We start from the raw sequence: 21869 nt of genomic DNA, 5'->3' as shown, positions 1-21869 counted from the left end.
AGCTTCCGGAAGCGCGAACGATCGGTATTCCGTACCGATGGATGCATACTTCACGTCGCACACCGTGCTGCACTCGGCTTAGCCGAGTCATATCATATAACTCACCTACCCTCGGGGAATACTTTCCCTCGGGGACAAGTGTCTCCGTTTTCTGCTGTTTGAACGGAGATAGAACATGTCGAACCACGCGGCTTCACCCTCACCACTCCAAAATGTTGAGATTACTGAACGCGTCAACATGCTGTACGGCGACGCATGTTGCAAGTTTCCCACATACGAAACCATGGTCCTCAAACATTTCTGTTCGCGGATGATCGAGACTTTTGGCGGTGACGAAACGTCACCCGAAGTGGCGGAGGCATTTGCCTATGCACGCTATGCCTATGATTATCTTTCACCGTCGGAAATTGAGGCACACATGGACGATAATCGTAGTCACGGCATCTGCAGCCACGGTCTGACTGAAGACACTTGTCCTTGTGGGTGTTTTGAGCTCCCCGGGCCAGATGACCATGTGGACTTCAGTACAGATGGATATTACCCCGAGGATGATTCGGAGCTCATCCGCAAAGAGTGGGCCGAGAAAGAGGAGCGCTGGCGTCAAGAGGAAATTGCAGACGCAAGTAGAACCTGCATGAAAGCCATTGTCCTCAACACAAAGAGCGCCTGTATCCGTAGTGTCCTCAAGATCTTGCGCCTATGGCGTTGATGTTGTCAGCAGCACCCCAGGTAGTCTGGATCTCATGACTACGATGCGTTCTGCGCATTGATCCAAAAAAAGTTCGCAAAGCTTCCGGAAGGGCGAACGTTCGGCGACCCAATTGCCGATGGTTGCACACTAAACGCGTCACTCACCCAGCGGGGAATCACTCCCCTCTCGGGCGGTGTTCTCCGCATTTTTCCCAGGAGAAACACCATGAGTTCAGCAAGCTTTCGTTTTGGCGTTAGGGTCGGCACGGCATTGCGTGAATGCACACGTGCGGTCAACCAGAAGCTTAGCCCTGCAAACGTCCATATGGCGGCACCGCAGTGCAGGAAAATGCCCGAACCTGCACTGACCCACGACGAGTGCGAAAACTACTGCAGCGTGCCAGCCATAGTGCGTCGCAAAGGGATCAACCTTCATGATTGGTATGAGGCTAATACGCAAGAAGCTCAGACCAAACCAGCGAAGAAACCCCGCAAACCTCGCGCATCAAAGGCACCCGCCACCTCCAAAAAGCAGGATGCTGAACCAGCCGTTAAGGGCCCTGTACTGGGCTCTCTGGACCAGCTGATTGCTTGATACTCCCCCTCCCCCGACAAGCTCCTCATTCATTGAGGGGCTTTTTTCATTGGGAGGGTTGACAAACGAATCGCCCTTAAAGGATTCTAAAGCCATGTACCGCTGACGTTGTCAGCAACATGCCCGAGGTAGTCTGGATTTCATGACTACGATGCGTTCCACGCATTAATCCACCCCCTAGTTCGCAAAGCATTCGGAAGCGCGAACGGTTGATCAGATTTTTGATTGATGGATGCACATTGATTCTCACACCCATCGGGACCTCTCCCGTAGGGTAGGTCTCGCGCTCAGCAGGAGACCTTCATGAAAAGCAGTATTGCGCTGTACCAAGCATTGATTTCGATTGATGTCGAGGAAACCCGCGCCGCTGCAGTCGTTGATGCTCTGGAGTCGGATATGCAAACGCAACTCGCGACAAAGGCCGACATCGACAATCTCGAGTCTAGACTCGAACTGAAACTCACCATTCGTATGGCTGTCATGCTGACTGCTGCCGTAGGCGTTATGCTTACTGCGTTCAGATTCATGCATTGATTGTCGTGAAATTTCGCTCTACCACCCATGCGGGGAATACCTTCCCCCTGGGCGAAGTGTATCTCCGCTTTGATCATTCAAAACTGGAGACACACCATGAGCAACTCTACTAACGAAAGCAAATACTTCGACCTGCATACCACTGGTATTGGCTATCTCAACCGCATTCGTGAAGTGAAACCCCGTAAAGGGAATCCTTTCATGGCTGTCACAGTGGCCGCCCTCAAAGGCAGCACTGACTCGGCTGAGTACGCTTATATCGACTGCAACGTGGTTGGTGCTGAAGCTGACAAGCTGATTCGCCGTTGCCAGGAAGCTGTTGCTGCCGAGAAGAAGGTTCTTGTCTCTTTCCGGATTGGCGATATCTGGGCTGATGTTTTTACCTACAGCAGTGGTGCTAAACAAGGCCAACCAGGTGTCAGCCTCAAAGGCCGTCTCTTGTACCTTGCCTGGATCAAAGTTGAAGGTGAATACGTCTATCAGGCTCCGCAGAAAGAAGAAGCATCTGCCTCTTCTGAAAGTTCAGAGTCGGACACTACCCCAGTCGTTCAGTCCGAGGCGTCTGCCGCAAGCGAACCAACTGATGTAGCTCCAGCTGCTACTCCCTCTAAGCCCACACGAGCAAAACCAGCTCGCGCAGGACGAGGAAAGAAACAAGCCGCTTGATAGATCTTTTACAACCTCAAGGCGCCCTGCAGGCGCCTTTTCTTTTCATCACAACCTAGTGTACTGTTTGCGAAATTATTTACCCATGACCTACAAACTAAGTTATTGATAAAATTTGAATTTTCCGTTCGTCAGTAGCTGGTTTTTTCGAAAACAGTACACTAGGTGTCGATTTCATGAAAAGCGCCATCGCTACGCTCGTGCTTACAGTGCTAAGCATCTTTTTTTTGGAATGTGGACAGCAAATGTCCACGCAAGTATTGACTCAGATAGGGGCTGGAGGATTGGTAGCCACTTTCCTTTCCTTGATGGCTACCGCAATGATGTCCTGATACGACACGTATGCCAGATGACTTTCACGTTATAGAAAGATTCTAACTAACCGTTCTCAAGTACGTAAACCAACCTGACCGGGTAATTCACCTCCCGGTTGGGCCAGGTGGTTGCCCGCACCTGGAGAATTACTATGTCCATCACTATAAATCACTTGCCATCCACTTTACTGAAACTGCCTGTTGTGCTGACTCCTTCCGCCTGGAAAGAATCGGTTCATTTGGAACAACCATCACACATTGCGGAGGTCGGCACTCGTCTTGGCGAAGTCGTACTCGAAGCCTATCGCGAGCTTCATCTGCAGCCAGAGGAGCTCCAGATCGACTTCGGCATCTATCGTTTTCTGCCCAACGGTGACCGCTCGGGGCGTCATTGGCTCGAACTGAGACTTCATCGGATGGATGCCATAAACGGCAATTCCTACCTTTGCATTTCGCTTAGGTATCCTCTGAAAAAGCCCATTTTTTTGGAGAGGAACCGGGCTGGAGCGCCTGTATTTACTGGCTTCGACTTTTGAAGAAAAGGCTTTTTCAGACCTTCCTTAGAGCTGAACAGCCTCTCAACTTCTTCTGACCCAGTCGTCAACCTGAAACCACGAACAAGCCCGAATCTTCGGGCTTTTTTTCGGGCTCCCATATAAGTGGCCTGCCCGATAATCCGGAGTAGTCATGATCAACCTGCCCGGCTATTTGGCCATACGCACCATCAGCGGTCGCAACGGCGCTTTCAACGTTGGGCGACTTTCGACATCCATCGGCGAGTTCGTTATCAAGGATGCGCTGCTGGACCAGTACCATGAGGGCAAATATCGAGGTGATTTCGTTATCACTGAAATTCGTCCCTCCTACTACACCAACGGCGGCAGATTAGTGGTCGAAATCCGCGCCAGGCTGGACAGCATGTCTTTGGACGATGTGGCTAACCTGAGCGCAGACGAGGCTGAGAGGCTGTCCAACAACGAAACGGACCCAATCGACGAAGAAGCCTCGGGAGGCTCGTCGTCAACCAAACCTCGTCCGGCTGTTCAAACAACGCCCAGAAGATCAGTTTCTGCTGACAGTGACGCACCGTTCGGGATGACGAGATCCGAGCCTGAGAAACAGGTCACCGCACTTGAGGCTGATGCAGAGCTGTTTGGCACCATCTGGCCTCTTGGAAGTTCAGTCAAGCTCGATACAACGGTAGACCGTCAGCGTCTGCGGCAACAATGTGTTCGCCTTGGCGAGCTCGGGTATGAGCTTGACTTCAAGCTGCAGATTTGGAATCTCAGCACTCATTGACCTTGTTCAAAACTGAGCGTTTTCTACTTTCACATCCCCTGAGGGCTCCCTCATGGGTGCTCCTCATTACTGACTGAAGGAGCATCACATGCATCCACTTTTCATGAATATCAAGAAAGCGATCCTGGACATCATTGAGGATCAACTCACCAACAACGAAGAAGCACCTGACGCAGAAATCTGGAACTTTCTGGTCGACGAACTCGACCTGACCATAGAACAGGCAGACGCGGCCATAGCAATGCGACCGCGCTTCCGATGCGAGATATTCATTGCTGGGCAAAGCCCGTTGTATCAAACAAACACCGTAACCTTCGATCCGCTTGAGAAAAAACTCGTGGCTGCTGAGCCTTTGAGTTTCGATCAGATCTTAGAGATATACACGATGCTGCTTGAATCGCCCCGGATTCTCTAGGGAGGCGCTGATTTATTCGATTTTTCGTCCCTGCAACGCTCTGGAGGCCTTGATTTATCTGGGGGCAACAGCTGGGTTTTAGAATAAATCAGCGTCTCCCTAGACACCTTGCAAGCTCATTGCGTAACGTTTTTCAAACTCTACCGGTGACAGCTGATTGTTGAAACCATGGCGGCGTTTTGGGTTGTAGAACATCTCGATGTAATCGAACACATCACTACGAGCATCTTGCCGTGAGGTGTAGATTTTCCGCTTGATTCGTTCCCGTTTCAGAAGCTGGAAAAAGCTCTCAGCCACGGCGTTGTCATGACAATTGCCTCGGCGGCTCATGCTGGCAACCAAATTGTTTGCCTTCAAAAAACTGCGCCAATCGGAGCTGCTGTACTGGCTGCCCTGGTCGGAGTGAACCATCACCTCTTGTTTCGGTTTTCGCCTCCAAACCGCCATCAATAACGCATCAATGGCCAAATCACTGGTCATCTGCGACTTCATTGACCAGCCAACGACCTGACGAGAAAACAGATCCAGCACCACCGCCAAATACAGCCAGCCTTCATACGTACGAATGTAGGTGATGTCGGTGACCCAAACCTTGTTGGGTTCCACGACATCGAACTCGCGCTTCAGTAAATTGGGTGAGGCGACCGCTGGCTTACCGCCGTACTTTCCAGGGCGACGTCGATACCCTGTCTGAGAGCGCAGACCTTCAAGACGCATCAACCTCGCCACACGATGCCGACCACAATCTTCACCGACCTCGCGCAGGTCGTCATGGATTTTGCGATAGCCATAAACTCCGCCGCTCTCCAGCCACGAGTGCTTGATCAAACCCAGCAATCGCTGGTCGTCTTTAGCGCGTGCAGATTGCGGCTCAGACAACCAAGCGTAATAACCACTGGGATGGACTTTCAGCGTCAGGCAAAGCCGTCGAATGGAGTAGTCGCCCGCGCGCTGCTTGATAAAGGCGTACTTCAGCCGCACTCCTTGGCAAAGTACGCGGCGGCCTTTTTTAAGATGTCTCGCTCTTCAGTGACCCGCTTGAGTTCCGCTCGCAGACGACGCAGTTCAGCGTGCTGATCATCGTCTTGCTGCCGTTCTGCCTGAGGTTTGCTGTAGCGCTTTATCCAGGCATAGAGGCTATGCGTCGACACGCCAAGACGCGCCGCCACATCAGCGACAGGCAGCTTCTTTTCGGTCACTTGATTGACCGCTTGGATTTTGAATTCTTCGGGATAACGTGGGTTGCTCATGGCACCTCCTGATTGGCCTCAGTTTAAGGCATGGAGGTGTCTACGAAACCCGGGGCGATTCAGCTGAAGAGTCGACCGGGTTACCGACTCAAGCTGGGGGATCACTGGGCCGCCGGTTTGAATTCAGAGGGTGAGCTGTATTGCACCCATCTAAACCCATGCGACAAAAACGTCGTGTTTGAAGTTTACGACTTCGACCGCGATGCGTTCGTTGATGGTCGCTGGCAGTATGAGACAGAAAAACAAACACGGGCGGCAATCGATAAACCCGTATTTATCCGCTAAACACATTGAATCCCGAGGGGCCTCACCGCCCCTCAGGGCGGTTCCCCTCCTGTTTTGGAGGTCCTAATGCCGAGCCGCACTCAACTCTTTCACATAGAAGAATGCCCGGATCTGTACGTCGACGCGTGCGTCTGTGACGAGCAGCGAAACCTGATATTCCTCTCAGCCTGGGGCCGCGACACGGCCATGCAGGAGTTTCTGGCCAGGCTAACACTCGGCTCTGCTGAGAATGGCCTGGACCAGTTTCACATCGTCATGAATGACCAACGCATCCCCGTGTTCCCTGATACGGATCTGTTGGAAAAACGGACCACTCGCCAGCTTCGCGGAACGCTCTTCGGCAGCCTGTTGCACTTATGGCTGTTCGATCAGCGTTGCTCGCAGCCGGATCGAGCAAACCACTGTGCGTACGCGCTCATCAATCAAGCCCAAGACCCGTTCGACAGGTTGTGGCCGCTGATCGTAGACACTTGTCCGCTTCCCTTCCTTCCACATTGGCGTGAGCCGGTGATGGAAGTCCTTACTGCGCACAACATGTTGCATCCGCTACCAGGGGCTATTGGCTCGGTGACTGCCTGGCGTTTGTCACTGCAGCTGGACGTACTCGAAATAGCCCTGGGCGAACTCATTCGCGAAGGAAAACTGACCACTGAAGTGACAGCGTAGCGCTGCGCCGAACCTACCAAGGAGCCGATCATGGCTTTGATGTTTTCACGGCTTGCCCGTAATTTTGCACGCAATGGCTACTACCCGACTGACGAACTGACGCTGGAACGCACTCTGCAGGCATTGTTGCCGGCGACCTCGGGACGGATGCGGATTCTTGATCCGTGCTCGGGAGAAGGCGTGGCTTTGGCTGAAGTCGCACACCGTCTGGAGCGCGACCGAACCGAGGCGTATGCGGTTGAGTACGACAAAGAGCGCGCTGATCACTCGAAAACGTTGCTGGACCGAGTGCTGCAGGGTGACTTGATGGACACCATGATCTCTCGACAGTCCTTCGGACTGCTCTGGCTCAACCCTCCCTACGGGGATCTGGTCGCTGATCACTCTGGCGCTTCACAGTACCAGGGTAGCGGCCGCAAAAGGCTGGAGAAGGCATTTTACCAACGGTCACTGCCGTTGCTTCAGTACGGAGGGGTGATGGTATTCATCGTTCCTCACTACGTGCTGGACGACGAGCTGTGTGGCTGGCTCACCAATCACTTTACCGGGCTGCGGGTCTGCGCCGCGGTAGACCGGACGTTCAAACAGGTCGTGATATTCGGAATCAGGGTACGGCGTCAGGATCTGGCAAGACCCCGGGAAGTGGCGGCGATGCGTGAGTATCTGCGGGCAATCGGATCTGGGGAGCAAGCTGCTGATCTGCTACCGGCCACTTGGCCATGGGAGCAATACGCTGTCCTGCCGATCGCCAATGATCTGGAACACTTCTACCGAATCACGCTTGAACCAGAGCAATTCAGTGAAGAGGTTCTTCGCCTGAGAGGGCTATGGCCTGATTTCACGCTGCACTTTGGCCAGACTGGCGCTCAACCGCGCGCGCCCGTGAAGGCACTTTCACGGTGGCACTTAGCATTGGCACTCGCTGCTGGAGCCATAACCGGTGTGGTGACCTCTCGGTCCGGGCGTGTCCTTGTCCTCAAGGGCGACACCTACAAGGATAAGGTTCCCAAGACCGAATTCACCGAGGACGAGGACGGCAACGTGTTTGAGACAAGGATCTTGACTGATCGTTTTGTGCCCAGGATTCGGGCATGGGAGATGACGCCAGGCTCATCCTATCTCGGGTGCGCACTGACCATCAGCTCGGATGCGACAACACCATCTGCACACGAAACCACCTCAAACACTGAAGCACGTAGCCAGGACGCTTTATTTGAACTGGGCCGTGTGGTGCTCACACATAGCGTTCAAAGTCTGCTCGAAAACAACTCTCTCGACGTGATGCAGTACCTAAAGCGTCACGCGACAGGCGATTGGGGCGAGATTTCGAACGACGACTGGGACAGCAACCAGCAAGCACTGAGTGCTGATGGCCGATTGTTTTCCGGGTATGACATCGACGCTGAGGATGAGACCAGACTCTGGATCATCACCGAGGTCGATCGCTCCGTGACCACCATCATGTTGCCGTCGGACTACTGACAGCGCATTAAACAAAACATTCTCTCAACCAACCCGCAGGGTATGCCCAATACCCTCCGTGGTGTCGTGCGTGCCCTGTTTCATTCTCATGTGGAGAAACACCATGAACGACATTACATTGCCAAGGGCCTCGAGCCACCTGAAAGCCGATGCTTTGAATATTGGGCTCACTGAGTTTATCGAGGAGTTTGGTGACGAACTTCTGGAATCTCTCAACCGCTCAAACCCGCCGGTCTATGCCGGCATCGACAATCCGGCCCGGCAGCGGGTGATGGACGGCCTCAAACGACAGCCCTTCCCTGCCCAGGCTCAAGTGGTCCAGGCAATTACCGCGCTTTTGCTCGATCAGAATGAGCAGGCTGGCATCATCAATGCCGAGATGGGTACAGGCAAAACAATGATGGCCATCGCGCTCGCTGCAGTCATGCATGGAGCTGGTTATCGCAGGACGATGGTCATCGCGCCTCCGCACCTGGTCTACAAGTGGCGGCGCGAGATCCTCGAAACCATCCCTGACGCTCGCGTCTGGGTGCTCAACGGACCAGATACTCTGGTCAAGCTGCTGAAGCTGCGCGATCAACTGGGTGATACCTACGACGGACGTCAGGAGTTCTTTATTCTCGGCCGCGTGCGGATGCGGATGGGGTTCCACTGGCGTCTAGCCTTTTGGCAACGGCGTGCTGGCGGTGGAAGGAGCCTGGCAGCGTGTCCAGATTGTGGACGTCTGCTCCAGGACCAGGAAGGCAATCTGATCACCGCTGAGGAATTTCAGCGTGAAGAGCGACGTCGACGCTGCGACCACTGTGATGCCGCTTTATGGACGCTGAAGCGTCCGGGCAAACCAGATGGCGGCAGCCGCCGCAACACGATCCTTAAGTCGATGTGCCGCATCCCTACAATCGGACCTGTTCGCGCAGAACGGCTTTTATCTGACTTCGGCGAAGACTTTCTCGCCTCGATGCTTCTGGACAATGTCTCTGAGTTCATCAACCTGATGGACGCCAAGGGCAATTTCATCTTCAGCGATCGACAGGCCAAGCGCATGGAGCGCGCAATGGCCAACATCGAGTTCGGGTTCGGCGAGGGGGGTTACCAACCCACCGAGTTCATCAAGCGCTACCTGCCTGATGGGTGCTTCGACCTACTGGTCGTGGACGAGGGGCATGAGTACAAAAACAGTGGATCGGCACAAGGTCAGGCTATGGGCGTGCTGGCAGCCAAAGCACGAAAGACTGTGCTGCTGACCGGCACTCTCATGGGCGGCTATGCAGACGATCTGTTCTACCTCCTGTTCCGGATCCTCACCAGACGTATGATCGAGGACGGCTATCAGCCCAACGCGCGAGGAAGCATGGCGCCGGCGGCGATGTCTTTTATGCGGGATCACGGGGTATTGAAGGACATCTACACCGAGCGTGATGGCAGCTCTCACAAGACTGCCAAAGGCAAGAAACTCTCCGTGCGGACGGTCAAAGCTCCGGGCTTCGGCCCGAAAGGTATTCACCGCTTCGTTTTACCCTTCACTGTGTTCCTGAAACTCAAGGATATCGGCGGCAACGTGCTACCTGGTTACCGGGAGGAGTTCATTGACGTACCGATGTCTCCAGACCAGGAGGCGGCTCACCGTAAGCTTGCCCAGACATTGACCATCGAGCTTCGTCAGGCACTGGCCCGCAGAGACACCACGCTGTTAGGGGTGGTGTTGAACGTGCTACTGGCATGGCCGGACTGCTGCTTTCGACCTGAGGTGGTGAAGCATCCTCGATCCAGAGACACGTTGGCTTTCGTGTCGTCGGTCTTCGATGACGATGAGCTCATGCCGAAGGAACAAGCCCTTCTGGACCTATGTCTTGCTGAAAAAGCCCGCAACCGCAAGGTTCTGGCCTACTCGGTTTACACGGGTACAAGAGACACCACGAGCCGCATGAAGCGGGTGCTCGAGCAATCGGGACTGAAGGTGGCAGTGCTGCGTGCATCGGTGGACACCGCCAGGCGTGAGGACTGGATCCTTGACCAGGTTGATCGAGGCGTCGACGTACTGATCACCAATCCGGAGCTCGTCAAAACCGGCCTGGATCTGCTCGACTTTCCGACCATTGCGTTCATGCAGACGGGTTACAACGTCTACACGGTGCAACAAGCGGCGAGGCGGTCATGGAGGATCGGACAGAAGCAGGACGTGAGAGTGATCTTTTTCGGCTACATCGGCAGCTCTCAGATCACCTGCCTGCAGCTGATGGCCAAGAAGATCGCCGTATCGCAGAGTACGTCAGGAGATGTTCCAGAGTCTGGATTGGATTCACTGAACCAGGATGGTGATTCTGTAGAGATGGCACTGGCCAGACAACTCATCAACGCTTGACCACGGCCACCTTCGGGTGGCCTTTTTGATGGGTATGGACGAAGCAACGCTGTCCAATCGATTTTCAATTTCGTGATCAATGCTGACGGGGGCTGTTCGATATGATCGGCTTGAAGCCCAATTTCACGGGCCGTACCGGCTCGATAACACAAGCCAAGGGGTCAATTTTAAGTCGGCGATTTAAAACATAGGCGGGTCAGTTTTCGGCCGACGTTGACAGTCTATAACGCACTCAGCTTGGCGTCTGACCAGTCAACACAAACCAACCATCTCCCACTCAGTTATTAATAGGCGGAAAGAGTCTATACAAATCAATATTATAATTCAGACTTAAATCAAAGAACCATGAATAATACCATGCCGAAAAATACATTATTCATGAGACCAAGCCAGCGCCTTACATAGAAATGGCAGCCGGTAGCTGATGCTCCGGGACGGGCGGGCATTAATCTCAATGGCCTTCACGGACAACTTCAGCCAGCACCTCAACTGCATATGACGGATCAGCCTGGAAAACTCTGCTATTGCCTAATCATGACTGCGGCCAATTGAGCCAGTGAATTTTACAGGCCTTCCTAGGGAGGCGCTGATTTATTCGATTTTTCGTCCCTGCAACGCTCTGGAGGCCTTGATTTATCTGGGGGCAACAGCTGGGTTTTAGAATAAATCAGCGTCTCCCTAACGGCATCCGCTATCAAATCATTATCTAGAGTAATTTCATAATCATTGAGCGAAAGGTACTCCAAGCCAACTGCAAGTCCGGTGCGCTTGTTAGCATCAGGCAGTGCGTGGCCTTGCGCTATACTGGCAGTATACTTGGCGGCAATTTCAAATACATCGTCAAGGCCATTATAGGCGATCGCATTATCGATTCGAGCCAGCGCACCTTGCAAGGTCGGAATATTTACCGCCCCCTTCATGCCGGGCTCGGTAGTCAAGATCTGAGTGTTTATCTCAATGACACGTTCAAATGGAAAGAAGATTAATTCCATTACATGTCAGCCAACTTTTTAAAGGTCTTCTTGTGAGTCCTGAGAACGAGCTTGGTTTCTGAATAAACGATCTGCTTACCCGAGTCGCCACCCAAGTCTAGCTTCTTGATGGCTTTAACTTTAGGCCTCTCTACTATGGATACGCCATAGGTGTTCAGCTTGTGGTTCATGACTTTAGTACCCCAAACGGCTTGATCAATTCTGCCCTCAAGGTAGCACACTGAGAGGCAAGATACACCGAGCTGTGGACAGCGTCGTACGCCGCTTGCCGATTAGCATCAGTGCCACGCCAGCGCGCCACATCATCAGTTATTACTGACAGAAAAAGCTTCTACAGCGGTAGTGCGTCGATGCGTTCAATCACGCTGGCCTCAGGCGAACGCGGTAACGGCTCCGATCGGCAGACGCCATACCCGGTGCTGCATCTTGTTGTCGCACTGATAAGGGACGCTCACCCTAGCGTTTGGTGAGGGCGATCAAAGCCGACCTCTTCTGCCAATATCGCAACGACCACAGTGAATGGCTCGGATAGTGATAGCCGACAGACAGGGCGAGAATCGGGGGTGTCAATAGAGTGCGATTTACCTACAGGGAACTTTTTGGAGAAACGATCAACCCTTGAAACCCATTTCGATTGAAAAATGGTTTCCCACTGCCTCGGATCACATTTTTTGCGAACGTGCCTCACATCTTGAGTGAGGTCCTCCATGAAGCTGCCACTGCGCCCTTCTCTTTCCCGCGCTGCCATCCTGCAAATCCTGGCCCTGATCGTCCTGATCGGCGTGCTGGTCTACCAGCAGTGGCAGATTCTCCACCTGAAAACAGGTTTTGAATCAGCTGCAAACCTGGAAACCGTCAACGCCATCACCCAACGCATCAATGGCGTGGATGACCGGCTCGATGCCGCCAGCCAGCTGAAGTCCGTGACCATCGATGATTTCAGGGCCGGCCAGCAAGCACTGTCCAACCGCATCGATGCCGTTCAAGCCCTCCTGAAGCAGGTGCAGGAGGCGGCGAAGGACGCTGCCCTGCAGGGCGCCTCGATGCAAGAGGTTGTGGTCATGGGGGCTCGGATCGAGGAGCTGCAGGTGAAACTCCAGGACCTGCGTGCAGTTGAAGCCGCATCTGCTCAAGTCACCGCTGCGGCCAAGCCGAAGACTCCACCCTCCTCCCGCAAATCAACAGCACAAACCAAAGTTCCGGAGGCTCCTCCACCGTTTTCGGTCGTGGGTGTGGAGTATCGCGGAGGGGAACGTTTCTTGTCAGTTGCCCCGCCTGGCAGCACTCAGCTGAGCCAACTGAACCTGATACGCCCCGGCGATATGGTCGCAGGGAGCAACTGGCAGCTCAACAGCCTGGATGACTCCCGCGCTTTGTTCAGCATAAACGGTTCCCCACGCATTCTGCCCCTGCGTCCATAGAGGTTCATATGTCCATTTACAACCTGCGAATGTTCACACTGACGGGAGTCATCCTGATCACAGCAGCTGACATGGCCAACGCTGCAACCAACAGCTCCGCACAGTCCAACAGCCGGGAGCAACAGAGCGTGTTGACCGACAGCCAGTCGCAATCCAGCGACGAGATGTTGGCCCGGGACTGGAACCTCAGTCCTCAGGAATGGCAGCGCTATCAAACTCTGATGCAGAGTTCACGAGGTATGTATTCCCCCGGGCTGGATCCGCTGACTGCATTGGGTATCGAAGCCCGCAATGATGAAGAGCGCCGGCGGTATGCAGAGCTCCAGGTCAAAGCCGAGGCGCAGCGCACGGCAAAAGAATTGGCGTATCAACGCGCATATGACGATGCCTTCAAACGCCTCTATCCCAATCTGATGCCCATCTCCAGTTCGGCGTCCCAAGGTGCGACCGGGAGCCCTGCTAACCAGGGCAATGGCCGATTGGCAGTATTCGTCAAGGACGATTGCCCGGAGTGCTCAGTTCGGGTTAAGGCCCTTCAAGCTCAGAAGCAGCCGTTTGACGTCTACATGGTGGGTAGCCAGAACGACGACGAGCGAATTCGCAACTGGGCGATTGTCTCGGGGATCGACCCTGCGAATGTCAGAACCCGACAAATCACCCTCAACCATGACGGTGGACGCTGGCTTGGCCTGAGCCTGGGTGGCGAGTTACCGGCCGTTGTGCGAGAGGTGAATGGGCAATGGCTGCGTCAGTGACGTGGGCAGGCCTTGCCCTGCTGTGCTTCGCGCTGACAAGTCACGCAGCCGAGCTGCCTCCACCGGCTTATCAGTTGGCTGCCCACGCCGCGAGCATCCCTTCGGAAGTGCTCTACTCAGTGGCGCTGCAGGAAAGCGGGGCAAAGTTGCGTGGGCAGCTTGTGCCGTGGCCCTGGACACTGAATGTCGCCGGCGCGGGTTACCGTTTTGCAACCCGCGCAGATGCCTGCACCGCCCTACTCATAGCACTGGTTCAGGCAGGCCCAAAGCGTGTCGACGTGGGTCTGGGACAGGTGAACATGGGCTGGAACGGCCAGAGGTTCAAATCAAGCAATCCGTGCGACGCGCTCAATCCCTACAAAAACCTCGATGTGACTGCGCAGATCCTGGCTGAACAGCGAGCGCTTGGTGGTGACTGGATCACCGTCGCCGGACGCTATCACCGGCCTGCCGGCGGCGCTCCAGCCGCCAATTACCGCAAGGCCTTTGCCAAACATCTCAGCCGGGTAACCGGCATCCAAATGCTGGTGACCAATCCATGACCCGATCAGTGATCCTCGGCACAGCGCTCTGCCTGCCATTTATGATCTGCCAGGCTGCAGAGCTCACCATGGTTGAAGACAAAGGTGGTGACTCAGCGCTGCATTACTATCGATCTCTCAATCCCGAACCATCCTCTTCTGTCTCAAATGACCTGACCTCGCAACTGGATCCTGTAGCAGCACAGGGATTGCCGGTACGCACCACTCGAATGACTCCAGGAACCGTTCAGGGCCGAATCATCACCGCGCCAGGCCTGCAGCCTTTGTTCCTGATCGGGGACGATGAAACATCACGCCGATGGATCCAGGAGCGCGGTGCGGTGCTTGAACAGATGCAGGCCGTAGGCCTAGTGGTCAACGTGACCACACCAGAGCGACTTGCTGTGGTCAGGAGCTGGTTGCCCAACACGCTGGTATCCCCTGCCGCTGGCGATGACCTGTCTCAACGACTCGGCCTGAACCACTACCCGGTGTTGATCACCCCAACTGCCATCGAGCAATAGGAGGTTGGGTTATGGCTCATGAATACGCCATCGAATCCCTGCTCAGACCCGCCGTTGAGCTGTACACCGTGTACGTGTGCGCTGCAGGTGCTTTTCTATGCGTGTTCGCGCCCTGGGCGTTCGCGCTGACTCCGCTGTTCGGCATCGTGACGGCTGCGGGCTTTCTGGCTTTGGGGTTAGTACGCCTGAAACAGGCATGGCATGTGCTGCGCTATCGACGAAATATCCGTCGTCTGCCTCATTACACGATGACCAGTAAAGAAGTGCCGGTGAGCAATCAACGTCTGTTCATCGGTCTTGGCTTTCGCTGGCAGCAGCGCCATACCCAGCGGCTGATGGACACTTACCTGCCGAAGTACTCCAGCTACGTTGAAGCCACCCCACTGTTCCGCGCAGCGCGCCGCTTTGAGGAGAGAGCGGAGTTCGCTCCACACCCTGTCCGCCTTCTGGCCAGAGCAACATCATGGGACGTGCCCATCAATCCTGTGCGACCTCTGCCACCCGTAGGCGGCTTGCCAAGGCTGCACGGCATCGAGCCATACGAGGAGAACGTCTCTCTCCCTTTGGGCGAGCGAGTAGGCCATTCGATTGTTCTGGGCACCACCCGTGTCGGAAAAACGCGCCTGGCTGAATTGTTCATCACTCAGGACATTCGGCGGAAAAAGCACGGCAAGCACGAGGTCGTCATCGTCTTTGATCCGAAGGGCGATGCAGATTTGCTCAAACGCATGTATCTGGAAGCCAAACGCGCCGGCCGCCTGAACGAATTTTATGTGTTCCACCTGGGCTGGCCAGATCACTCGGCACGCTACAACGCCGTTGGGCGTTTTGGGCGGATTTCAGAGGTGGCCACCCGGATCGCTGGGCAACTCTCCGGGGAAGGTAACTCAGCAGCATTCCGTGAGTTCGCATGGCGTTTCGTGAACATCATCGCAAGAGCCCTTGTCGCATTGGGCCGTCGACCTGACTACCTGCAGATCCAGCAGCACGTGATCAACATCGAAGGGATCTTTCAAGAGTATGCCTCTAAATACTTTGATGAGTCTGATCCAAAGGCTTGGGAGGCGATCGTTGCCATTGAGGGCAAGCTCAACGATAAAAACGTACCGTTCAATATGAAGGGCCGGCCGTTCCGCGTGGTGGCCATCGATCAATACCTGTCTCAGACGCGCGTTGCAGATCCAGTGATGGATGGACTGCGCAGCGCGGTCCGCTACGACAAGACCTATTTCGACAAGATCGTCGCCTCGCTGCTGCCACTGCTTGAGAAGCTGACAACAGGCCGCATGGCGGAACTGATCTCGCCGGACTATCAGGATGTGAATGATCCGCGACCGATCTTCGACTGGATGCAAGTAGTCCGCAAAAAGGCTGTGGTCTATATCGGCCTGGACGCCTTGTCGGACACTGAGGTCGCTGCTGCCGTCGGCAACTCGATGTTCTCCGACCTGGTCTCGGTAGCAGGCCATATCTACAAGTTCGGTGTCGACGACGGACTACCGGGCGGCGTCCCTGGCACCAAAGTGCCTATCAACCTCCACGCCGATGAGTTCAACGAGCTGATGGGTGAGGAATTCATTCCGATGATCAACAAGGGTGGCGGTGCCGGCATGCAGGTGACTGCCTACACCCAGACCATGAGCGATATCGAAGCGAAGATCGGTAATAAAGCCAAGGCTGGCCAGGTGATCGGTAACTTCAACAACGTGTTCATGCTGCGCGTCCGTGAAACGTCCACCGCCGAGCTGCTCACAAACCAGTTGCCTAAGGTTCAGGTTTTCACATCCACACCGGCCAGCTCGGCGAATGACAGTGCAACGGGCAATACCGCGTTCACGTCCTCCAGCCATGACCAGGTGCAGCAGGTCAGCGTGCCAATGATTGAGCCCGCGCACGTCGTCGGCCTGCCCAAGGGCCAATGCTTTGCGCTCATGGAAGGCGGCAATCTGTGGAAAATCAGAATGCCTTTGCCAGGGCATGATCCTTATGAGGTGATGCCGGCAGATCTGCAAGCCCTGGCGGAAAGCATGCGTCAGACCTATCAGGTGGGCAAGGTCGACGACACGGGTTGGTGGTCAGCGCCTGGTTATCAGACGCTCAACGAGTCGCTGCCTGCTGATCTGCTCGACGACTTCAAAAAAATTGCTGTAGCTCCCGAGGACGCGGCATGACTTTCGGCTTGTTGAACGACCGGCGGGAGGTCATCTGATATGGCAGACGTTGCCGACCGTGCGAAACAGCAACAAGACCAGGAACAGACGCTCATCGGTTCACTGTTCACCCTGCCCTTCCGGTTCGCGGCAGTGATGTTCCTGTCTCTGGGGGGGCCATCATCGTCGAATGGATCTGCATGTACTTTTTCTGGCCGGAGGCAGGTTGGCAGCATGCTCGTGCAATACTCGATCATGAACTCAGTTGGCTCTCCAAAGGGTTCCTGCAGAGTGTGGTTGTTCAAGAGCCTGGCCGAACAGCGACATGGCTGGTTCAAACCACGTATGACTGGCTGGTGGTCAAGACCGGGCTTCAGGACTGGGTTCAACACACGTCTGATTATGCTGCGACAGGACAACGAACACGCGGTTTCGATATGCGTTACATGCTGGGCGTGGGAGTCAGCAAGTTTCAGGATTACGGCCTCGCGGCTCTCTACACGACACTGGTGTTTTGCGTACGCCTGGTGATCCTCACCCTTGCAATCCCGTTATTTATGATGACGGCGTTCGTGGGTTTCGTCGACGGACTGGTGCGCAGAGACTTGCGGCGGTTCGGTGCCGGCCGTGAGTCCAGCTACCTGTATCACAAAGCTCGGGCAACGATGGTGCCGCTGGTGATAATCCCCTGGAGCCTTTACCTGGCTCTGCCATTCAGCGTGAGCCCTTTGCTAGTGCTCCTGCCATGCGCGGCGCTGCTCGGCCTGGCGGTCAGCATTACGGCGTCCAGCTTCAAAAAATACCTCTAGGTGCCCTCCATGCAATGGACAGAAGAACAACTGCCAGCTATTCACTCCTTCGCAAAGAAGCTACTGGTCCAGGCGTTTGCCGGTACCGGGAAGACAACGACACTCGTCGGTTACGCCACGCATAACTCGTCGGTCAAAATGCTGTACCTCTGCTACAACAAAGCCGTTGAGATCGCGGCAAAGAACCGTTTTCCACGCAACGTGACCTGCAAAACAGCTCACGGCCTCGCCTACGCTGTCTATGGCAGCCAGTACAAACACAAGCAGGCCGGCAATCTGCGTTTGACCGACATCGCAAGGACGATCAATACGCAGGATTGGGAGCTGGCCAAAGACATCGTCTCGACCCTCAATGCGTTCATGGCCAGCAAAGACCTGGAGCTGAAGGAGGATCACTTCGTGCGATTCCAGAGCAACCGCACGCTGACCTCGGTCCAGCAACAATACATGAGCAAAGCGCTGAATCTGACCATGGACGTTTGGGACAAGATGGTCGATATCAACGATCGCTCAGTCTCCATGACGCACGACGGCTATCTGAAGCTGTACCAGATGAGCCAGCCGGATCTGAGCCAGCGCTTCGGTGCGATTTTGCTCGACGAAGGGCAAGACGTGAACCCGGTCATTGCGAATCTGGTCCAGATCCAAAAAATCACGCAAGTCACCGTCGGTGATCGACATCAGCAGCTCTATCGGTTCAGGGGCGCTGTTGATGCGTTAAACAGCCCGGCGATGAACGACGCCGAGAAACACTTCCTGACTCAGAGCTTCAGATTTGGACCGGCTGTTGCCTACGTGGCCAACGTCATCCTTTCCTTCAAGGGTGAAAAGATCCCCCTGCAAGGCCTGGGACAGCCGACGTTGGTGAAACGAGCCTTACCGGACGATCTCCCTCACCGCGCCTACCTGCACCGTACTGTGAGCGGTGTGATCGAGAACGCGCTGCGCCTGGTCAACCAAAACCACCGCATGCAGTGGATCGGAGGGATCGACAGCTATTCCTTGCGCGATCTGGAGGACCTGTTCTATTTCAGCCGGCATATGAATGACCAGGTCCAACAGCGCAAATTGCTGACCGATTATGCCGATTACGACCAGTATGTCGTGATCGCGAAGGCCACGCAGGATCCTGAGATGCTGCGGTCGATCAAAATCATCGAAAACTATGCAGATCTGCCCCAACGAATCGAGCAACTGCGTGCTGCATCTGTCACGTCGGAGCTCGATGCAACCGTGACCCTTACCACTGCGCACAGAGCCAAAGGTCTGGAGTGGGACTTCGTTGGGCTTTATGACGACTTTTCTGCAGATCCGCTTTCCCCTGACATCGACGCCGGCAAACGCGACGATGAGCTGAACCTTCTGTACGTAGCTGTCACAAGAGCCATGAAAATTCTGGCCGTCAACTCGCTGGTGATCGACATCATGCAACGTTTCAAAGACAACCGATCCGTAATCGCGGCCACTGCGTGAGGCTGACCCATGACTACTTTTGAATACACCCAGACCTTCGTCCCACTCCCCTACAAAACCGTTACCAGTGGCGTGTTTATGTTCAAGTCGACGGACGACACTACCGAACCGGACATGCACGGATATTTGAACAACCCTGAAACGCTGGCCGTATTGAATCGCCACGGCAGAGAACGCCGTACCTTTTCCCCTGAATTCAAACGCGAGGCTGCCGACCTCGTTCTTAAGCAGGATTACAGCTTCATTGAGGCCAGCCGCTCGCTTGGTGTCGGCGAGTCGGCTTTGTGCCGATGGGTCGACCAGGTACAGCAAGAACGCACGGGCGTCACCCCGCAGAGCAAAGCGCTGACCCCGGAACAGCAGAAAATCCAAGAGCTGGAAGCCCGAATTGCTCGCCTTGAGCGGGAAAAATCGATCTTAAAAAAGGCTACCGCGCTCTTGATGTCGGAAGATCTCGAGCGTTCGCGCTGATTGACCAGTTGAGCATCCACGAGCCGGTTGATTGGCTGTGCAAGGTGTTTGAAGTGGCCCGCTCGTGCCACTACGCTCGGCGTCTCAGGCGCCGCACACCGGATGTAGAACGCCTTCGATTGCGCAGTCGGTTGAACGAGTTGTTCACCCAAGGCCGCAGTGCTCCCGGTAGCCGTAGCATCATGGCCATGATGCAGGACGACGGTGAGCAGATCGGGCGATTCAAGGTACGCAGCCTGATGCGCGAGCTGGAGTTGGTCAGCAAACAACCGGGATCGCATGCTTACAAAAAGGCGACGGTCGAGCGGCCCGACATCCCTAATATTTTGAACCGGGAGTTTGATGTGCCCGCTCCTGACCACGTCTGGTGTGGCGATATCACTTACATCTGGGCTCAAGGGAAATGGCAGTATCTGGCGGTTGTGCTAGATCTTTTTGCCCGCCGTGTTGTGGGCTGGGCGTTGTCGGGAAAGCCGGATGCCGACTTGGTCATCAAGGCCTTGGACATGGCTTACGGGCAGCGAGGGAAGCCTCAGGGTTTGCTGTTCTACTCCGACAGGGCTCGCAATATGGAAGCCGGAGTTTTCGCCAGCGCCTTCGGCGATATCGCATGCGTCAGAGCATGAGCAGGCGAGGGAACTGTTGGGATAATGCGCGGATGGAGCGGGTGTTCAGGAGTCTGAAAACCGAGTGGATACCGACCATAGGCTGCACGACGGTCCAACAAGCTCAGCGGGATATCAGCCATTTTTTGATGCACCGGTACAACTGGATTCGACCACACCAATTTAATGGTGGGCTGCCACCGGCTCAGGCCGAGGAAAAACTTAACGTCGTGTCCGGGATCAGTTAACCACTACACCCTATGTTAAACAGGTCGATTTGATCCTGCACTTTTAGACCATCTAGTGTGCTGTCTCAAAAATAAATTCCCTATAAGATCGTCTATGCTTGCTCGTGGATTACACCGTTGGAGGCGAAGAAATGAGCGCCCAAGATATTGCTCTGAGTCCTGAACAACACGCCGAGCTGAGTCGGCGCACACGATCAGCCACCATCAGTCAGCGTGACGGACGCCGCGCCAGGGTCATCCTGCCAGCTGCTCAAGGTTGTTCTCGGGTTGAAATCGCACGCCTGGTTGGATTCTCTCTGCGATCGGTCACTCTTTGGTGTCAGCGCTTTCAAGAGCAGGGGCTAGACGGTTTGATCGATAAGCCTGGGCGAGGACGTAAGTCATTCTTGCCGCCAGAAGCCTTGGCCCGAGTGCTTGAGCAAGTGGTCCAACCCCGTATTGGCCAGCCTCGCTGGAGCTGTCGAAGTATGGCGAGGGTCGCTGGTGTTTCTCCGGCCAGCGTCCAGCGCATATGGGCTGCCAATGACATAAAGCCGCACTTGGCTCGTACGTTCAAGCTGTCCAACGATCCCAACTTCGAAGAGAAATTCTGGGACGTCATCGGGTTGTATCTGGACCCGCCAGACAAAGCACTGGTGCTCTGCTGTGATGAAAAAAGCCAGGTTCAGGCCTTGGAGCGCACTCAGCCGGGACTACCTTTGGGCATCGGTCATATCCGTACGCAATCGCACGATTATCTTCGCCATGGCACGGTTACCCTGTTCACGGCGCTCGATTACCTCGAAGGGCGGTTGATCAGCGCTATAGAACGCCAACACCGGCATCAAGAGTGGTTGGACTTTCTCAAGAAAATCAATCGAGAAACGCCCAAGCACCTTCAGTTGCACCTGATCGTCGACAACTACGCCACGCATAAACATCCGAAAGTGAAAGCCTGGCTCGAAAAGCACAAGCGCTTCCATATGCATTTCACCCCGACCTCAAGTTCGTGGATGAACATGGTTGAGCGTTTCTTTCGCGACATTACGGTGTACCTGCGCGACGGCAGTTTCAGCTCGGTTCGCGAGCTGGAAAGCTCGATCACTACATTTCTGGCACTACGAAATGCACAGCCGACTCGCTACGTTTGGAACGCCAAAGGAGAAGATATCTTGAACAAGATACAACGAGCCCGAGCGGCAATGAACACTCAGGCTTGAGAGAAGTTAATTTTGAGACAGCACACTAGCGCACCAGTAACTGTCTAGAGTACGATTTTTTCCGAATTCTGCGCTCCCCAAAAAGGCCCCGTCGCTCAATGCACGCGAGGGGGCCGACACCGCGAACCGCATCAACCATCGTC

18 protein-coding genes and 5 pseudogenes are annotated in these 21869 nt (G+C 54.8%); 21 read left to right on the top strand and 2 right to left on the bottom strand.

Annotated elements, in window-relative coordinates; translation table 11 throughout:
• Window positions 1–175: 175 nt before the first annotated feature.
• The 7 genes and pseudogenes from BLT55_RS26485 to BLT55_RS26455 form a co-directional block, all read left to right on the top strand.
• Window positions 176–709, top strand: coding sequence for a hypothetical protein (locus BLT55_RS26485; RefSeq protein ID WP_005741094.1), 534 nt, complete (start codon window positions 176–178; stop codon window positions 707–709).
• A 207-nt stretch (window positions 710–916) separates the two neighbouring features.
• Window positions 917–1285 (top strand): hypothetical protein, encoded by a 369-nt coding sequence (locus BLT55_RS26480; protein WP_046835358.1) that lies wholly within the window; start codon window positions 917–919, stop codon window positions 1283–1285.
• 303 nt (window positions 1286–1588) lie between these two features.
• Window positions 1589–1819: a hypothetical protein gene (locus BLT55_RS33610; protein WP_004663548.1), complete on the top strand. Its 231-nt coding sequence runs from the start codon at window positions 1589–1591 to the stop codon at window positions 1817–1819.
• 96 nt (window positions 1820–1915) lie between these two features.
• Window positions 1916–2485: an STY4534 family ICE replication protein gene (locus tag BLT55_RS26470; protein ID WP_054068783.1), complete on the top strand. Its 570-nt coding sequence runs from the start codon at window positions 1916–1918 to the stop codon at window positions 2483–2485.
• A gap of 466 nt (window positions 2486–2951) precedes the next feature.
• Window positions 2952–3335 carry a hypothetical protein gene (locus tag BLT55_RS26465; RefSeq protein ID WP_167359969.1) on the top strand — a complete coding sequence of 128 codons (384 nt, stop codon included), beginning with the start codon at window positions 2952–2954 and terminating at the stop codon, window positions 3333–3335.
• Between the two features lie 151 nt (window positions 3336–3486).
• Window positions 3487–4098: a DUF3275 family protein gene (locus BLT55_RS26460; RefSeq protein ID WP_074801194.1), complete on the top strand. Its 612-nt coding sequence runs from the start codon at window positions 3487–3489 to the stop codon at window positions 4096–4098.
• A gap of 88 nt (window positions 4099–4186) precedes the next feature.
• Window positions 4187–4498, top strand: a pseudogene (locus BLT55_RS26455) (hypothetical protein); the annotation flags it as partial.
• Window positions 4499–4612: 114 nt separating this feature from the next.
• Here the strand turns inward: BLT55_RS26455 and BLT55_RS26450 are convergent.
• Window positions 4613–5763 (bottom strand): IS3-like element ISPsy29 family transposase gene (locus BLT55_RS26450; RefSeq protein WP_086004489.1). Its coding sequence is split into 2 segments (ribosomal slippage): window positions 4613–5529 and window positions 5529–5763, totalling 1152 coding nucleotides; the frame shifts between segments, so codons are not numbered across the junction.
• A gap of 63 nt (window positions 5764–5826) precedes the next feature.
• Between BLT55_RS26450 and BLT55_RS26440 the strand changes: the two are divergent.
• The 4 genes and pseudogenes from BLT55_RS26440 to BLT55_RS26425 form a co-directional block, all read left to right on the top strand.
• A pseudogene (locus tag BLT55_RS26440) lies at window positions 5827–6048 on the top strand (hypothetical protein); the annotation flags it as partial.
• Window positions 6049–6114: 66 nt separating this feature from the next.
• Window positions 6115–6714: a hypothetical protein gene (locus tag BLT55_RS26435; protein WP_054999584.1), complete on the top strand. Its 600-nt coding sequence runs from the start codon at window positions 6115–6117 to the stop codon at window positions 6712–6714.
• Window positions 6715–6744: 30 nt separating this feature from the next.
• Window positions 6745–8196, top strand: a complete 1452-nt coding sequence (locus tag BLT55_RS26430) for a DUF6094 domain-containing protein (protein ID WP_054999583.1) — start codon at window positions 6745–6747, stop codon at window positions 8194–8196.
• Between the two features lie 103 nt (window positions 8197–8299).
• Window positions 8300–10558 carry an SNF2-related protein gene (locus tag BLT55_RS26425; protein WP_054999582.1) on the top strand — a complete coding sequence of 753 codons (2259 nt, stop codon included), beginning with the start codon at window positions 8300–8302 and terminating at the stop codon, window positions 10556–10558.
• A gap of 575 nt (window positions 10559–11133) precedes the next feature.
• Here the strand turns inward: BLT55_RS26425 and BLT55_RS26420 are convergent.
• Window positions 11134–11550 (bottom strand): type II toxin-antitoxin system death-on-curing family toxin, encoded by a 417-nt coding sequence (locus BLT55_RS26420; RefSeq protein ID WP_082438124.1) that lies wholly within the window; start codon window positions 11548–11550, stop codon window positions 11134–11136.
• 707 nt (window positions 11551–12257) lie between these two features.
• Between BLT55_RS26420 and BLT55_RS26410 the strand changes: the two genes are divergently transcribed.
• The 10 genes and pseudogenes from BLT55_RS26410 (at window position 12258) to BLT55_RS26365 (ending at window position 21726) form a co-directional block, all read left to right on the top strand.
• Window positions 12258–12971 carry a hypothetical protein gene (locus BLT55_RS26410; RefSeq protein ID WP_004662758.1) on the top strand — a complete coding sequence of 238 codons (714 nt, stop codon included), beginning with the start codon at window positions 12258–12260 and terminating at the stop codon, window positions 12969–12971.
• 8 nt (window positions 12972–12979) lie between these two features.
• Window positions 12980–13726, top strand: a complete 747-nt coding sequence (locus BLT55_RS26405; RefSeq protein WP_054999581.1) for a TIGR03759 family integrating conjugative element protein — start codon at window positions 12980–12982, stop codon at window positions 13724–13726.
• Entirely contained in the window at window positions 13711–14268 is a 558-nt protein-coding gene (locus BLT55_RS26400; RefSeq protein WP_004667210.1) for a lysozyme family protein, read from the top strand. The genes BLT55_RS26405 and BLT55_RS26400 overlap by 16 nt, the downstream gene beginning before the upstream one ends.
• A complete protein-coding gene (locus tag BLT55_RS26395; protein WP_055001935.1) occupies window positions 14265–14771 on the top strand; it encodes an integrating conjugative element protein in 507 nt (168 codons plus the stop codon). Before BLT55_RS26400 ends, BLT55_RS26395 begins: the two co-directional genes overlap by 4 nt.
• An 11-nt stretch (window positions 14772–14782) precedes the next feature.
• Window positions 14783–16942, top strand: a complete 2160-nt coding sequence (traD, locus tag BLT55_RS26390; RefSeq protein WP_074801189.1) for a type IV conjugative transfer system coupling protein TraD — start codon at window positions 14783–14785, stop codon at window positions 16940–16942.
• A gap of 39 nt (window positions 16943–16981) precedes the next feature.
• Window positions 16982–17730, top strand: a pseudogene (locus BLT55_RS26385) (TIGR03747 family integrating conjugative element membrane protein).
• A gap of 9 nt (window positions 17731–17739) precedes the next feature.
• A complete protein-coding gene (locus BLT55_RS26380; protein WP_074801185.1) occupies window positions 17740–19203 on the top strand; it encodes a UvrD-helicase domain-containing protein in 1464 nt (487 codons plus the stop codon).
• 9 nt (window positions 19204–19212) lie between these two features.
• A pseudogene (locus tag BLT55_RS33605) lies at window positions 19213–19377 on the top strand (DUF4177 domain-containing protein); the annotation flags it as partial.
• Window positions 19357–20527 (top strand): annotated as a pseudogene (locus tag BLT55_RS34105) (IS3 family transposase). The pseudogenes BLT55_RS33605 and BLT55_RS34105, both read left to right, overlap by 21 nt.
• A gap of 131 nt (window positions 20528–20658) precedes the next feature.
• The gene (locus BLT55_RS26365; RefSeq protein ID WP_054999203.1) at window positions 20659–21726 is read left to right on the top strand and encodes an IS630 family transposase; all 1068 of its coding nucleotides are present in this window, start codon (window positions 20659–20661) and stop codon (window positions 21724–21726) included.
• Window positions 21727–21869: the final 143 nt, after the last annotated feature.

This window comes from Pseudomonas cannabina (genome assembly GCF_900100365.1).
Lineage (GTDB): Bacteria > Pseudomonadota > Gammaproteobacteria > Pseudomonadales > Pseudomonadaceae > Aquipseudomonas > Aquipseudomonas cannabina.
This window is presented reverse-complemented; position numbering and strand designations above follow the sequence as displayed.

Bases quoted from the DNA above. Each gene is read 5' to 3' on its own strand.
- BLT55_RS26380 (WP_074801185.1), top strand. From the start codon at position 17,740: ATGCAATGGACAGAAGAACAACTGCCAGCTATTCACTCCTTCGCAAAG.
- BLT55_RS33610 (WP_004663548.1), top strand. From the start codon at position 1,589: ATGAAAAGCAGTATTGCGCTGTACCAAGCATTGATTTCGATTGATGTC.
- BLT55_RS26420 (WP_082438124.1), bottom strand. From the start codon at position 11,550: ATGGAATTAATCTTCTTTCCATTTGAACGTGTCATTGAGATAAACACT.
- BLT55_RS26465 (WP_167359969.1), top strand. From the start codon at position 2,952: ATGTCCATCACTATAAATCACTTGCCATCCACTTTACTGAAACTGCCT.
- BLT55_RS26430 (WP_054999583.1), top strand. From the start codon at position 6,745: ATGGCTTTGATGTTTTCACGGCTTGCCCGTAATTTTGCACGCAATGGC.
- BLT55_RS26480 (WP_046835358.1), top strand. From the start codon at position 917: ATGAGTTCAGCAAGCTTTCGTTTTGGCGTTAGGGTCGGCACGGCATTG.
- BLT55_RS26435 (WP_054999584.1), top strand. From the start codon at position 6,115: ATGCCGAGCCGCACTCAACTCTTTCACATAGAAGAATGCCCGGATCTG.
- BLT55_RS26460 (WP_074801194.1), top strand. From the start codon at position 3,487: ATGATCAACCTGCCCGGCTATTTGGCCATACGCACCATCAGCGGTCGC.
- traD (WP_074801189.1), top strand. From the start codon at position 14,783: ATGGCTCATGAATACGCCATCGAATCCCTGCTCAGACCCGCCGTTGAG.
- BLT55_RS26410 (WP_004662758.1), top strand. From the start codon at position 12,258: ATGAAGCTGCCACTGCGCCCTTCTCTTTCCCGCGCTGCCATCCTGCAA.
- BLT55_RS26395 (WP_055001935.1), top strand. From the start codon at position 14,265: ATGACCCGATCAGTGATCCTCGGCACAGCGCTCTGCCTGCCATTTATG.
- BLT55_RS26425 (WP_054999582.1), top strand. From the start codon at position 8,300: ATGAACGACATTACATTGCCAAGGGCCTCGAGCCACCTGAAAGCCGAT.
- BLT55_RS26400 (WP_004667210.1), top strand. From the start codon at position 13,711: ATGGCTGCGTCAGTGACGTGGGCAGGCCTTGCCCTGCTGTGCTTCGCG.
- BLT55_RS26470 (WP_054068783.1), top strand. From the start codon at position 1,916: ATGAGCAACTCTACTAACGAAAGCAAATACTTCGACCTGCATACCACT.
- BLT55_RS26405 (WP_054999581.1), top strand. From the start codon at position 12,980: ATGTCCATTTACAACCTGCGAATGTTCACACTGACGGGAGTCATCCTG.
- BLT55_RS26365 (WP_054999203.1), top strand. From the start codon at position 20,659: ATGAGCGCCCAAGATATTGCTCTGAGTCCTGAACAACACGCCGAGCTG.
- BLT55_RS26485 (WP_005741094.1), top strand. From the start codon at position 176: ATGTCGAACCACGCGGCTTCACCCTCACCACTCCAAAATGTTGAGATT.